This is a genomic window from Arcicella sp. GW822-FHT02H01 (assembly GCF_058802005.1).
In genome coordinates, this window is record NZ_JBXANT010000001.1 from 1,737,529 (window position 1) to 1,752,891 (window position 15,363).

At 33.8% G+C, this 15,363-nt stretch carries 7 protein-coding genes; all 7 read left to right on the top strand.

The window, feature by feature from the left end; genetic code table 11:
* Positions 1–26: 26 nt before the first annotated feature.
* The 7 genes from AC1RNE_RS07405 (at position 27) to AC1RNE_RS07435 (ending at position 15,362) form a co-directional block, all read left to right on the top strand.
* Positions 27–1,787, top strand: a complete 1,761-nt coding sequence (locus tag AC1RNE_RS07405; protein WP_492800383.1) for a T9SS type B sorting domain-containing protein — start codon at positions 27–29, stop codon at positions 1,785–1,787.
* Positions 1,788–2,061: 274 nt separating this feature from the next.
* Complete coding sequence (locus AC1RNE_RS07410; RefSeq protein WP_492800384.1) at positions 2,062–3,150, top strand: carbohydrate-binding family 9-like protein; 1,089 nt, start codon at positions 2,062–2,064, stop codon at positions 3,148–3,150.
* A 30-nt stretch (positions 3,151–3,180) separates the two neighbouring features.
* Positions 3,181–4,260 (top strand): family 10 glycosylhydrolase, encoded by a 1,080-nt coding sequence (locus AC1RNE_RS07415; protein WP_492800385.1) that lies wholly within the window; start codon positions 3,181–3,183, stop codon positions 4,258–4,260.
* Positions 4,261–4,768: 508 nt separating this feature from the next.
* Complete coding sequence (locus AC1RNE_RS07420) at positions 4,769–7,426, top strand: sensor histidine kinase (protein ID WP_492800386.1); 2,658 nt, start codon at positions 4,769–4,771, stop codon at positions 7,424–7,426.
* Between the two features lie 405 nt (positions 7,427–7,831).
* Positions 7,832–11,257 carry a sensor histidine kinase gene (locus AC1RNE_RS07425; protein WP_492800387.1) on the top strand — a complete coding sequence of 1,142 codons (3,426 nt, stop codon included), beginning with the start codon at positions 7,832–7,834 and terminating at the stop codon, positions 11,255–11,257.
* A gap of 89 nt (positions 11,258–11,346) precedes the next feature.
* On the top strand, positions 11,347–11,721 hold the full coding sequence (locus tag AC1RNE_RS07430; RefSeq protein WP_492800388.1) for a response regulator: 375 nt from the start codon (positions 11,347–11,349) through the stop codon (positions 11,719–11,721).
* An 89-nt stretch (positions 11,722–11,810) separates the two neighbouring features.
* A complete protein-coding gene (locus tag AC1RNE_RS07435; protein ID WP_492800389.1) occupies positions 11,811–15,362 on the top strand; it encodes a PAS domain S-box protein in 3,552 nt (1,183 codons plus the stop codon).
* Position 15,363 lies beyond the last annotated feature (1 nt).

Here is a 15,363-nt window from a genome sequence, read left to right on the forward strand (position 1 = left end):
TTGGATTATTTCATAACCTGATTGAAATGCAAAAATTTTTACTTGTCAGCATATTTTTTGTTTTATCAACTATTTACAGTTTTGCACAAACAGACTGTACAAATATTGGTTTTGAGCTTGGTAATATTAGTGGTTGGACTATTACTTCAGGAACCATCACAGATAATGGCGCAAAGACAGAGTATGGTCCTGAACAATCTGGAGGAATTTATAAGATTACCAGTAGTTCAAGTGGTTTTGACCCTAAAATAACAAATGAAAGAATTGCGATGGTAGCACCGGGGAGTAGCTATTCGATTCAGCTAGGTAATACGACTGAGACTAACCCAGGAGGGGTATATCATCGATTAAGAACTTCGTTTATGGTTACGCCAGACAATACTTTGTTTCAATATAAGTTTGCAGTTGTGCTTCAAAATGATAATAATAACCATACTGATGCACAAAAACCAGCCTTCAACATCAGTATTACGGATGAAAACGGAGACCCACTAACTTGTAGTAACTTTAATATCCAACTTTCAAGGTCTGGAACAGCGTCTAATTTTAGTGTGCAAAATTATACAAGTGGAGGTAATATTGAGTACCGTAACTGGACAGTTGGCTCTATTAACTTGTTAAATTATATTGGAAAAAGAATTAATATAGAAGTGACGGCTCATGGCTGTACCAAACAACGACATTTTGGCTATGCTTATTTTGATGCACAATGCTTGAAATCTGAAGTCAAACCTGTTTCTGCCTGTCCAGATGCAGATGGTTACATGGTATTGAGTGCTCCTGATGGTTTTGAAAAATATACTTGGAGTAACGGGGCGACGACACCGTCTATTAGAGTGTTGGCGAAATTAGGCGATAAATATTCTGTAAAAATATTACCACAATCTAGTTTAGATGCTTCTTGTGAATTGAATTTAGATTACACTATTAAATACCAACACCCCTATAATACTATTAATGCTACCATTTGTGAAGGAGAAAAATATACGCTCGGCACTGACGTTTATGAGACTAGTGGTACCTACATAAAAAATATACAAAGAACCAATGTCTGCGATAGTACCATCACATTGAACCTTACCGTTACTCCTTTAGCACGAAAGAAACAGGATATTGTGATTTGTGCAGGAACAACTTTCAAAGTTGGTACTGAAGTATATAATACGACGGGGACGTATATCACCAAGATTCCAAGGGCTGGTCAGTGTGATAGTATCGTAACGACAAACCTGAAAGTGATTGACTTTGATGTCACGCTACAAAACAAGGATTTTAATATCCTCTCGGGTGATAGAGTGCTACTCAAAGCCATTGTATCCACTACGGGGAATTATTCTTATTTATGGCAACCTGCGACTGATTTAAGTTGTGCTAATTGTGCGGAAACGTGGGCTAGCCCCACATCAACCAGACAATATTCCGTCTATGTAAGTAGTTTAGATGGCAAAGCATGCGAAAAAATAAAAGTAGCCAATATTTCTGTAAGGAGTTGTGGATTGGTCTTTCTACCAGATGCCTTTTCTCCTAATAACGATAATAACAATGATACTTTTTATGCTTTTGCCTCTGGCTGTGTAAAGCAAATTAAAACCATGAAAGTGTTTGACAGATGGGGAGAAGTTATTTTCTGGAAAGACAACATCGTTCCTTCACAAGCTAGTTACGGGTGGGACGGCACACATAATGGTTTACCTTCAGACGCAGGCATATACGCCTATGAGGTAGAGGTAGAACTCAATGATGGCACCACTTATAACAGTCAGGGAAGTATTACGCTATTGCGATAATCGTTTATTGTCAAGAATTAGCAAGCATTAACTAATTACCTCCAACAAGTAATATAATACCGAATTTGATTTTAAAATTAAACCATACCCTCCTATTTTCTAGTCATTTATGCCTATTTTACTAGTTTATTGAGTATTTATAGACTTTTCCTTCCCTTATAATTAGTAATTAGAAGTAATTAATCCTTACTTTGTTTAACTAATTATTACAAGCGATGCGTGATTTTGTATATCCAACGAGGAAAATCGCGACAATTATCCAAATTTAAAGTATATGAAAAAATTATTCCTTACTGGAATAATTGGGTTGAAACTGTGCTCTTCGTTCGCCCAAGTTATTCCTGAACCCCTTCAATACCATTGTTTCCGAACTACAGCACCCTTAAAAATTGACGGTAAGCTCTCTGAACCAGCATGGCAAAAAGCTAAGTGGACAAGCCTTTTTGTAGATATTGAAGGAGATAAAAAACCGAACCCTTTGCAAACTACCAAAGCCAAGCTTTTATGGGATGATACGCATCTTTATATAGTTGCTGAACTGGAAGAAAAAAATATCTGGGCGTATCAAAACAAAAAAGACCAGATTGTTTTTTTAGAAAACGACTTTGAAGTTTTTATTGACCCAGACGGAGATGCCCATAACTACTTTGAATTAGAGATAAACGCTATCAACAATACCTTTGATTTGTTTCTGCCAAAGCCCTATAGAAATGGTGGCAATGCCTTAATCAATTGGGATATTAAACAACTTAAAACGGCAGTAAGCATAGACGGAACGATAAACAATGCTACAGATACGGATAAACGTTGGGTAATAGAAATAGCAATTCCGTTTGCTTCAATCAGTTTGGATAATCATTTAAACAAACCTGAAGATTTGTCGATTTGGCGAATAAATTTTTCAAGGGTTGAATGGAATCATGAGGTGCAGGAGGGTAAGTATAGTCGCAAGAAAAAGGAAGATGGTCAAGGTGTGCTTCCAGAATACAATTGGGTTTGGTCGCCACAAGGCAAAATTGATATGCACATGCCCGAAAATTGGGGCTACTTAGTGTTTTCTGATAAAAAAGTAGGAACAGAAGATTTTGATTTCCCTATTCCTGACATTGAGAAGGTAAAGCAAATAGCATGGGATATTTATCATAAACAAAAGGAGTACTTTGCTAAAAATCACCAGTATGCCAAAGAATTGTCGCTTTTGGCGATAGACCCTACTTTTAAAACTAGCGAATTAACCCATAGCATAGAAATAGAAGCTACTAGTCAAACTTTTGTGATAACGATTATTGACAAAGCCGAAAACAATAAAATATCCCTCAATCAGGACAGCCTCCTCAAGATAAGCAAATTGAAGTCTTTATAATTGTAACAATCTTCAACAAAAAACAAAGCAATGGAAAAACGTACTTTCTTAAAACAAATGGGCTTAGGAGCATTAGCTGTTGGGCAAAGTGCTAATTTACTGCAAGCACGCCCTTTAGTTCCTGAGAAAAAAAGCACTCAGCTAAAAAACTGGGTTTGGATAAACCCTGACCATAAGGAAACAGAAGACGTACTTACTGAACGTTATAAAAAATATAAAGCACATGGCATCACAGGTGTTTTCTTTGAAGCCGACGATGAAAAACATTTTACGATTGCCAAAAAGCAAGGATTGACTACGCATCGCTGGATTTGGACGTTGAACAGAGGCGAAGAAAGTCTTTTGAAGGCTCATCCAGAATGGTATGCTATTAACCGAAAAGGGGAATCGTGTGCGACTAATCCTCCTTATGTAAATTATTACAGATGGCTTTGTCCGTCTCGTCCTGAGGTAAGAGACTATCTAGAAAAGGCTGTTAAAACAGAATTAAGCAAGCCTTATGTAGATGGTATTCACTTAGACTACGTACGTTACTGCGATGTGATTTTAGCAGTAAATTTATGGCAAGTATATGGTATCAAACAAAATCAGGAATTGCCAGAATATGATTTTTGTTATTGTGAAGTTTGTCAGGCTAAGTTCAAAGAATTGAAAGGGATTGATATCAAAACGGTAGAGAATCCTGACCAAAATTTATCTTGGCGTAAATTCAGGTATGATAATGTTACTCGTCTGGTAAATCATTTAGCCAAAACAGCAGCAAGTTTCAAAAAGCCTATTACTGCGGCCGTTTTCCCTACGCCAGAAGTTGCCAAAAGAATTGTAAGACAAGACTGGGTAAACTGGAATCTATCTGCCATCTGTCCAATGATTTACCACAAATTTTATAAAGAAGATGTAAGGTGGATAGGCGACGCCGTAGAAGAAGGCGTAAAGGCATTACATGGTAAATTCCCATTATATGCAGGTTTGTACTTACCCGATTTTGATAGTAATGACGAAATCGTACAAGGTATTAAATTAGCGTTGAAAAACGGTGCTGCTGGTATTTCTTTATTTGGCAATGTAAATGATGATGTGTTAAAAGCATTAGTGAAAGGCACAGCTTAAATAGTTGTTTTGTTCACAACGCCATAAAATTTGAATTTATTCTTAGGGAGCGATATAAGTCTCTCCCTAAGAATAAATATTTAACCTAACAGCCCTGCTTTCAGCAAGGGATTGTAAACAAGTATAAGTTCATAATTGTCTTATCCAAAACAATACCCCCCTATTGTCTATTCTCCATAAAAACAGATTTAAGAATATATTACTGACACCCATCAGGTTATTGGAAGTATAATTATTTTTAACGTAATTTGTATTTAAACAATAGCACACTCCATCAAAAAGCTTGATTTCTACCAAGTCACATCAATACTGTTTTTACCCAAAACTTACCATAGAATAAGATTGCTTTAATTTATTATTATATAAATCACTCTATCTGTATAAATTAACAGTATATTTAAATTACAATTAATATTATTAAACCAATTTACCTCCTTGTTTTTTCACTCTTTCTAAGCGATAAGAGGTGACAAAACTGTATTCCTTACGACAAGATATTTTTAATGTTATGACAAACTATTTAAAGAATGAATTAGAACTTCATTTAAAAAATGATGAAGAGCTTTATGATTTTGTTCAAAAAAATGCAAAAAACGGTTTATGGTTTTGGGATTTGGAGGTATCAAATTTCTGTTGGATAAGTTCAGAAATTGAATTGATATTAGGTTATAATGCTATTTTCGAGTATTCTGCTTTTGTCAATCAATTAATAAGTATTTTTATTGGTAATGATTTATTAAATACTACTAAACTAACTGCTACCAATACTCCGCATCCTGAGTATTTATTAAAGTATATTCACCAAAATGGCTCGACAGTAGCCATGAACTGTATTTGTAAGATTTTCTATGATGCTGAAGGAAATCCTCACAGAGTTTTAGGTGCTAATACGCTTGCCCAACATTATGAATTTCCACAGGTAACTTCCGACGCAACCTATAAAGCAATAGGCACATCTATCAACAATAGTAATGTCTTGTTTGTTATTAAAACTGACATTCATGGAAATTATAATTTCATTAATGATAACTACCACCGGTTTTTTGGTACTGATAAAGAATCCTTGCTAGGCACAAACTCTATGATATCTGTTATTAAAGATGATCATGAAGTATGCAGAGAAACCGTCATGAAATGCTTTAGGAATCCACTTACTCCTTTTGAGGTCTTTCTAAGAAAAATAAATAAAAAAGGGGAAATTATTACTAATCAATGGGAATTTACAGCCCTAATTGATGATGAAGGTAAACCTTTTGAGGTGCTGTGTATTGGCTATAATGTTTCTGATCATGTCAAGGTAGAAAATGATTTATCGGTATTGGTGGCAAACATGACAGATTTATTAATTTCTGTCAACAATCGTGGCATTATTACGTACGTTTCACCCAATATTACTAAGCTATACGATTATGAAGTAAATGAAATAGTGGGGAAGTTTTATGCAGATTTTATCCATCAGAAAGATTTAGAAACAGGCATACATGCTATAAGACACGCATTAATTTCGGGAGTGCCATTTAAAAATCTAGAAATTAGGTTAAAAGAAAAGCATGGTTCTTATTACTGGACAAATATCAATTCGAGTGTCAATCCGCTGAACAAGGAAACCATTATGGTACTCAATGATATAACAGCTAGAAAACACGCTGAATTAGAGCTAACCCGAACAAAGGCTCTCTTGCAAGAGACTAATCAGGTAGCTAAAATCGGTGGGTGGGAACTTAATATTAGCACAGGAGCGCTTTATTGGTCTAAAATCACGAAAGAGATTCATGATCTTGATGAATCGTATCAACCTACGGTTGATGGTGGTATTAATTTTTATAAAGATGATAAAAATAGAAAGGTTATAGCCACTGCCGTAGAAAACTGTATCCATTTTGGAACTCCCTATAATGTTGAGCTTGAACTCATTACCGTCACTGGTAGAGAAATTTGGGTGAGAAGCGTAGGTAAACCAGACTTTTCAGATCCAAACAAAAAAAGAATCTATGGTACTTTTCAAGATATTACAGAATCAAAACGAGCGGAGGAACAACTAAAGAAAACAAAAGCTTTATTAGAACAAACCAATAAAATAGCCAGAATTGGGGGCTGGTCATTTGATGTAGCTACTAGGGATATTTATTGGTCTGATGTAATAAAAGAGATTCTTGAAGTAAACCTAGATTTTTACCCCACTTTAGAAACAGGACTTGCTTTTTATAAAGAAGGCTATAGCCGAGAATTAATAGAAAATGCCCTTCAGGACTGTATAGAATATGGAATACCCTTTGAAGTAGAAACTAAAGTAACTACTACTACACAGAAAGAAATTTGGGTGAAGCTAATAGGGAAAGCCGAAATGGAGGACAATCAAATAAAACGGATTTTTGGGACATTTCAAGACATTCACCAGTCTAAAATAGCAGAAGAGAATAACAAGAATATACAGAATTTAGAAATCCTCTTGACCAGAGAAAAGCAATTGAATCAACTAAAATCAAGGTTTATATCTTTAACCTCTCACGAGTTCAGAACGCCGTTATCAGTTATTTTGGGGAGTACAGAACTACTAGATGTTTATATTAGCAAAATAGAAGATACTCAACTAAAAGATAAAACGACTAAACAATTAGATAATATTATTACGCAGGTTAATAGACTAACAGGGATTATAACCGATATATTAAATTTAGAAAAAACGGCAGAAGGCAAAATTATCTTACAAAAACAGCCTTTACTGATTAAAGAGTTTCTGGAGAAAATGGCTCAGGAATTTCAATATCAACCCAATGAACGTCGAAGTTTAGCATTATTTCTTCCGACTGACGAAAAAGAAATAATTTCAGACGAATCTATCTTACGGCACGTCATGAATAATCTTATTGGGAATGCCTTTAAATACTCAAGAGGGATATATCAAAACCCGGAAATTCATTTAACTTATTTCGATAATCATTTTTGTATTAACGTAAAAGATTATGGGATAGGCATTCCACAAACGGAGCAAAAATATTTATTCGAAACCTTTTTTAGGGCTAGTAATGTCATAAAAACCGAAGGAACAGGCTTAGGATTGAATATTGCCAAAGAATTTACGGAAAAACTACAGGGCGAAATCAGTTTTGAAAGCGAAGAAGGAAAAGGGTGTAATTTTACGCTAAAATTTCCTTATAGTATTTGAATATAGGTCATGGTATTTTTTATAAGACGTTACTCTCTTACCCTTAGGGATAAGAGAGTAAAACTACCAATAAATCTAGTATTCCTTCTTTTCAGAAGAATAAGAACTTTTTGACGTTTCTAACTGAAAATCAATTATTTAATTTTTATTTTTTAGTCTTTTAACATACTTTTTCTACACTCTATTGCCCCTACCAACAGCTATCACATAAATGGGCAAAAAGAGCAATTATAATTTCATTTTCGTCATTGTAAATAGCATTCCTTTTAATTAAATTGCCGAGTATAAGCCTCTATTTTTAATATTCAAATAATTTATTGTGTTTTCTTACTTAGTATAAAAACATTTTATCTTATGATAAGATAATCTTTGTCATAAATTTAGCAGTAATATAAGTTTACAAGTATGGCAAATTATTTAAAAAATGAGCTTATAGCACTTATTAAAGCTGATTCAACACTTTTTGACTTTATTCAAGAATTTGCACTTGATGGATTTTGGTTTTGGGATGCCAAAACTCTTAACGATTGTTGGGTAAACCCTAAGCTAGCGTCTATACTTGGTTATCATACAGATACGGAATACAACATCCTACAAAATCAGTGGTTAGATATTTTCAAAGAGAAAGAGCTTTCCTTCCTCTCGTCAAACAATCATGATACTATATATTGTGTTGATGCCATTACCACCTATTATATTCATAAAGATGGTAGTATTATCAACATGGATTGCTCGTTAAAATATATATATGATACGGATGGAAACATTAGTAAAATATTAGGTGCAAACATCATACAGCATGACGTTAGTCCTCCGCAAAAAATAGATGATAATTTTTATACTCCTATAGGCGAATCTATTATAAACAGTGAGTTTTTGTTTGTAGTCAAAACAGACTTATATGGGAATTACACCTATATTAACGATTATTTTCATAAAGTTTTTGGGGTTGATAAAACAGCCATTTTAGGTACAAACAGATTATTATCTATCATCGAAGAAGATCGTGCTGCTTGTCAGGAGACTGTCTTAAAATGTTTTTTGTATCCTTCAAAACCTTTTAAAGTAATTCTTCGAAAAAAAAATAGGCAACAAGAAATAATTACGAATCTATGGGAGTTTACAGGGCTGATAAACGATGAAGGAAAAACAATTGAGATACTTTGTGTAGGTCATAATGTCTCTGACCAAGTAAAGACAGAGAACGATTTATCAATTTTGGTTTCTAACATGACCGATTTACTCATTTCAGTAAATCACCTTGGTATCATCACATTTGTATCACCAAACGTTACCACACTATATCAATATACCATTGATGAAATAGTGGGTAAACTGTACTTAGATTTTGTATTAGATGAAGATATTGGGTTAGCACTTGGGGCCGTTAGAAAAACAATTGCTACAGGGGTTGCCTTTATTAATCTTGAATTAAGACTAAAAAGAAAAGATGGTTCATGCTATTGGACAAGCATCAACTCTAGTATTCATCCCTTTAACAAAGAAACAATTTTGGTGATTAATGATATTACCGCTAAAGTAGAGTCCTTAAATCAACTTACACAAACTAAAGAATTATTAGAAGAAGTCAGCGAAGTATCAAATATAGGTGGTTGGGAATATTTTCCTTCCAACAAAATCTTGTTCTGGTCGGATACCACTCGTAAAATCTATGACCTACCGCCTGAGTTCTCACCAGATTTAAGGAAAATTCTTGAGTTTTTTAAACCTAAAAGCAAAAAAGCTTTTTTGAATGCTATTAAAAAAGGGATTCAAAAAGGGACTTCGTCTAACTTAGAATTAGAAGTTATAACAGCTAGTCAACAAAATATTTGGCTAAGGTGTATTATTAAAGCTGATTTTATGGATGGTGTTTGTAATAGAGTATATGGTACTTTTCAAGACATAGACGAACTAAAAAAAGCAGAAATTGCGAGAGAGAAATCATCAAATTTACTGCAACATTTAGCTAAACAAGTACCTGGAGTTTTGTTCCAATTTCAACTTTTTGATACTGGACGTTACTTTTTCTCGTATGTTTCTCGACAGCTAGTCAACTCTCAGGAATTAGAGCCTCTCAATCCTGAAGAAAGGACTAAAGCGTTGTTTAAACTTATCCATCCAGATGACTATAAGATGGTTATCCGTGAAATTCAAAAAAATAGCAAAACGTTAGCCCTGACTGATATTGAGTTTAGACTAATGTTGCCTTCACAAAAAGAAATATGGTTGAAGGCGATATCAACACCTGAGCGTTTGAATGATAGCGTAATCTGGCATGGCTATATGAGTGATATTACGGATAGGAAAATAGCAGAGGAAGAATTGAAGCAAACCAAAAACTTTTTACAAGAAACAAATCAAGTTGCCCGAATTGGTGGTTGGGAAGCAGATATCAATACCAATGTTGCTTCCTGGTCGCAGATTACAAGAGAGATTCATGAATATAATGACGAATCTCCCACAGTGGATGTTTCAAGTGGCATAAATTTTTATAAAGAAGGTTATAGTAGAGATAAAATCAAGAAGGTATTCAATGATTGTATTCTATATGAAACACCATTTGACGTTCAAGTACAGATAATTACGGCCAAAAACCGAGAAATTTGGGTAAGGGTAATAGGTAAAGCCGATTTTAGTATTCCAACTAAAAAAAGAATATATGGTACATTTCAAGATATAAGTGATATTAAGGTAGCTGAGGTACAATTAAAAAGAACGACAGATTTATTGGAAGAAACCAATAGAGTAGCACGTGTGGGTGGATGGTCTATAGATGTGGTTTCTAATACAATTTATTTGTCTAAAGTAATTAAAGAAATTGTTGGGATACCCTATCATCTTCAACCGACTATTGAAGAGAGTTTGTTGTTTTATAAAGAAGGAATTAGTCGGCAGTTTATCACCGACGCTGTTCAAAATTGTATTCAACTCGGAACGCCATTTGAAATTGAAGTACAAATTGTGAATGCTCAACAGGAAATAACTTGGGTAAAAGTTATTGGAAAAGCAGAGCTAGAAGGTGAAAAAGTAAAAAGAGTGTATGGTATTTTTCAAGATATTAATCAGTATAAAATAGCGGAACAAAATGCGAAAAATCTTCAGAAATTGGAAGTTTTGTTGACCAAAGAAAAACAATTAAATCTTCTCAAATCAAGGTTTATTTCTTTAACATCGCATGAGTTCCGCACACCCCTTGCAGGTATTTTAGGAAGTGCAGAGCTACTGAACTTGCATAGTGAAAAGATTGTGAGTGAGGTATTAAAAAACAAAATACAAGAACACATTAGCCACATAACCTCGCAAGTGGATAGGCTAACGGGCATTGTAGCAGATGTACTGACGCTGGAAAAAACGGCCGAAGGTAAAATTGTTGTAAAACTTAAACCAGTAGCTATTAAAGCCTTTTTAGAAAAATTAACCAAAGAATTATATATTAATCTTCGTGAGGAAAGAAAGCTAACAATGATTTTACCAGAAGAAGAAAAAGAAATCTTTACTGATGAATCCTTATTGCTTCATATCATGAATAATTTAATCAGTAATGCCTTTAAATATTCACGCGGAATAGATAAAAGTCCTGAGGTTCAGTTACTATACGATAAACAATGTTTTATTATTATTGTTAAAGACTATGGGATGGGTATTCCATTAAAAGACCAAGAACATTTATTTGAAACCTTCTTCAGAGCAACGAATGTAATAAGCACAGAAGGAACGGGGCTTGGACTGAGTATTACCAAAGAATTTACCGAAAAATTAGGTGGAAAAATAGATTTTGAAAGCGAAGAAGGAGTTGGAAGTATATTTACATTAAAGCTTCCATATTAAAATTTGCAAACTCTTTCTTTGAAGAAGACAAAAATTATTGTAAATTAATTAGCCATTTGTTTATAAAAACTTACTTTATAAATCCCACAATGAAAACTAAAATATTATTTGTTGAAGACGACGTTGTTCTTAGGAATAATTATGTTGAGATTTTAGAGTTATTTGATTTTACCGTTATCCCTGCTGAAGATGGTGAAGAAGCAATGGCAATTCTTCAAAATGAAGAGATAGATGTAATTGTTTCTGATATAAGAATGCCCCGCATGAATGGTTTACTATTTTTGAAAAAGGTTCGTTCCGAAGAAAAATGGCTTAATTTACCCTTTATTTTACTATCTGCCCATGCTGAAAATACTGATTATGAAAACGGAATAAAAAGCGGAGCCAACGAGTATTTAACGAAGCCTATCAGAGGGAAAGATTTGGTCAATGCTATTCAAAATGTAATTGCTGAAGTACAATAAATAATATAACTGCTAAAAACCCATCCCAGTAAGATAAAATTAAAGATTAAATCATAAGATGATTTAAATAACCTACATAGATAATAGTAATGGAAGATAGGCAAATTCCTTCAAATGAAATCCTTCGTTTAGCCGCCCTGAAGGAATTGAATATACTTTATACTCCCGCCGAACAAGATTTTGATGACATCGTTACCTTAGCTACCCAAATAAGCGGTGCCTCTATTGCTTTGATTAGTTTGATGGATTCAGATCGACAATGGTTTAAAGCAAAAATTGGTATTGACTTTTGTGAAGTTTCCAGAAACGATTCTTTTTGTGTGCACATGATTCAACAAGAATCTATGTTAATTGTAGAAGATGTTACTGTAGACGACCGTTTTAAAAACAACCCTTTTGTAACAGGTGAGCCTTATGTACGTTTTTACATGGGTATTCCAATTACAACGCCTAAAGGATACATCTTAGGTTCGTTATGTCTTTTTGATACAAAAGTCTTAAAGCTAAGCCCTCAGCAAATTAATAGCTTACAGATTCTTGCTAGGCAGGCTCAATCTTTATTTAATAAAAAATCAGCACAAAATCATGCTGAAAAAATCCTTTCAACCTATGCCAACATTACGCAAGATTCAATCATTATTCTTGATTTAGACAAATACATTATCGATTCGAATACAGCTTTTCAAGAAAGGCTTGAGCTATTTTTAGGCAAAAAATATCAAAATGGTGTGAGCATTTATGAGTATTCACATCCTTCTACTCATACTTTTATTGATACCTATTTCCCTAAAGCTGTACTTGGGGAAGACATTATTGATGAATTGTTTATACCATTTTCAAAACAAGGCAATTGGTACAAAGTACGTTTTATCCCATTAAGAGACCCTCAACATAATATTCAGGGTGTAGTGATTACCCTTACTAATATTACTGACCAGAAAAATTATGAAAAAGAACTCCAATCGCTAAACAGGGAACTCAATTTTCATTACACAAACTCACCGTTAGCAGTAATTAATTGGGATAAAAATCTAATCATAAAAAGTTGGTCTGAACAAGCTGAGGTGATTTTTGGTTGGAAAGCCCACGAAGTGTTAAATAAATCATATTTTGATTTATCCCTTGTTCCTGAAAATGATTTTGATAGAGTAAGGGAATATTCAAATACGATGATTAGGGATAATATTAATAGGCTAACATCTAAAAATAAAAACTTAACAAAAACAGGCAAAATTATTTATTGCAATTGGCATAACTCCATCTTAAAAGATGAAAATGGAGAAGTAATTTCGATTTTGTCATTGGTAGAAAATGTTACTGACATCATCAAAATCACCAAAGATTTAGCCACAAAAACAAGTAATTATGAAGCCTTAATTAATAGTACCGACGATTTAGTTTGGAGTGTTGATACAAACTATCATTTAATGACGATGAATAATTCCTTTCTTAATACTTGTAATACTGAAAGAGGAATTAAATATGAGGTTGGTAGTCCTGTTTTTGTACCATCATTGTCAGTATCACTAACAACATTTTGGAAGCAAATTTACGATAGGGCCTTTCAAGGGGAAAGTTTTACAACTGACTTTTCTTATGCGGCTATAGACCCAGAAATTACTTCAGAAATATATTATGAAGTGAATGTAGACCCTATTTTTAAAAATGAAAATATCGTTGGGGCAGCGATGTCATTGCAAGATATATCTGAAAAAAGAATTGCTGAACAAAAGTTGTTGGAGTCAGAAGCTAACCTTCAAGCTATTTTTAATACAACTGATACTGGCTACATCCTTATCAACAATCATCTGGATGTAGTTTCGTTCAATAAAATTGCCAGTGATATTTCTTCTCAGAATTTCTTTAATGCCAATAAAAAAGCTGAAATAGGGAAACCGATTTTAGACTATTTCCCCGAAGAAAGAAGACCAATATTGCAGAAAATGATGCTGACCGTTTTGGATGGCAAAAAGCTTGAATATGAAATTAACTTTCCTCAACCCAATGGTACAACAAATTGGTATTTTGTAAGATTATATCCTATAGAAAACAAAACTAATCAGAACTATGGGCTAGTGATGGCTTTGTCGGATATTAGCAATCAAAAGCTTTCTGCTATCGAGCTACATATCAGTAAAGAAAGGTTTGATCTTGCTGTGAAAGGCTCTAGTGATGGTATTTGGGACTGGGATATTACCAACAATGTCACTTATTTATCACATAGATTCAGAGACATGTTGGGTTTCCCTCATGATGAAATATACCTCAATATTCCATTTCTTACTTTTTTGAATGAGTCAAGCCATGAGGACGATGTAACTCTAGTTACTTTAGCGATTAACAAACATCTTGAACAACATGATATTTTTCATCATGAGTTTAGATTAAAGACGAACACAGGAATTTATCGATGGTTTTTAATTCGTGGACAAGCTACGTGGGATGAAGAAAACCGTCCTTCAAGGATGGCTGGCTCATTAACAGACATCACAGAACGTAAGCTAGCAGATAAACAATTGCAACAAAGCGAAACGATGTTTAGTGATTTAGCTAAAAACTCGCCTGGCATTGTTTTCCAGTTTTGTGTTGAACCTGACGGCTCTTCCTACTTCTCATACTTAAGTGATAAAGGCAACGACATATTTGGTCACTTGATAAATGATAAAAATTGGGCATCAAAAATAAAAATCCCTCATAAAGAAAAAAGTGCTTTCTTTAACTCTATCGCATTGGCTATTGTCAACAAAAAAGAATGGACCTATGAAGGAGAAATAGAAACAAAAGATGGCAAGAAAAAATGGTTTCATGGACTAGCAAGTCCGATTATCAAAGAAGATAAAATTACGTATAATGGTATATCTTTTGATATTACTGAAAGAAAAATTGCGGAGGAAGACCGTAAGAATTTACGAAAATTAGAGATTTCGCTTGCCAAAGAAAAGGAAGTAAGCAACTTGAAATCAAGGTTTATTTCACTGACTTCCCACGAATTCAGAACACCCATTACTGCCATTGTTACAAGTGCTGATTTATTAGATCATTACACGCTAAACATCAATGAAAAGGCACTTCAACATAAAATCAAAACCCATATCGACAAGATAATATTTCAGGCAAATCGGTTAGATGATATGCTGAAAGATATTTTACTCATCGGAAAAACAGCTGAAGGGAAATTATCTGTTAAGCCCCAGCCTATCGATATTAATAGATTCTTGAATGATATTAATAATCAATATTATACTAACAGAAAAGATGGTAGGAAATTAAACCTATTCTTAAGTGGAGAACACCATGAAATCTCTACTGATCCCGTTTTATTAAGCCATATTATCAGTAATTTAGTAAATAATGCCTTTAAATATTCTGCTGATGCCCAAGAACCAGAGCTTCATTTAAAGTATTATCCTTCGTTTTTCTCCATTATCGTAAAAGATTATGGCATTGGTATTCCCTTAGAAGATCAGGAACATTTATTTGAAACTTTCTTTAGGGCAAACAATGTCTTGAATATTGAAGGTACGGGATTAGGATTGACTATTACCAAAGAATTCACCAAGAAATTAGGTGGTGATATCAACTTTAGTAGTAATCAATCCAAAGGCAGTACATTTACTATCAGACTTCCCTATACGTTGTAAA

Excerpts from the sequence above, each read along its gene's own strand:
- AC1RNE_RS07405 (WP_492800383.1), top strand. The coding sequence starts at position 27 with ATGCAAAAATTTTTACTTGTCAGCATATTTTTTGTTTTATCAACTATT.
- AC1RNE_RS07410 (WP_492800384.1), top strand. The coding sequence starts at position 2,062 with ATGAAAAAATTATTCCTTACTGGAATAATTGGGTTGAAACTGTGCTCT.
- AC1RNE_RS07415 (WP_492800385.1), top strand. The coding sequence starts at position 3,181 with ATGGAAAAACGTACTTTCTTAAAACAAATGGGCTTAGGAGCATTAGCT.
- AC1RNE_RS07420 (WP_492800386.1), top strand. The coding sequence starts at position 4,769 with ATGACAAACTATTTAAAGAATGAATTAGAACTTCATTTAAAAAATGAT.
- AC1RNE_RS07425 (WP_492800387.1), top strand. The coding sequence starts at position 7,832 with ATGGCAAATTATTTAAAAAATGAGCTTATAGCACTTATTAAAGCTGAT.
- AC1RNE_RS07430 (WP_492800388.1), top strand. The coding sequence starts at position 11,347 with ATGAAAACTAAAATATTATTTGTTGAAGACGACGTTGTTCTTAGGAAT.
- AC1RNE_RS07435 (WP_492800389.1), top strand. The coding sequence starts at position 11,811 with ATGGAAGATAGGCAAATTCCTTCAAATGAAATCCTTCGTTTAGCCGCC.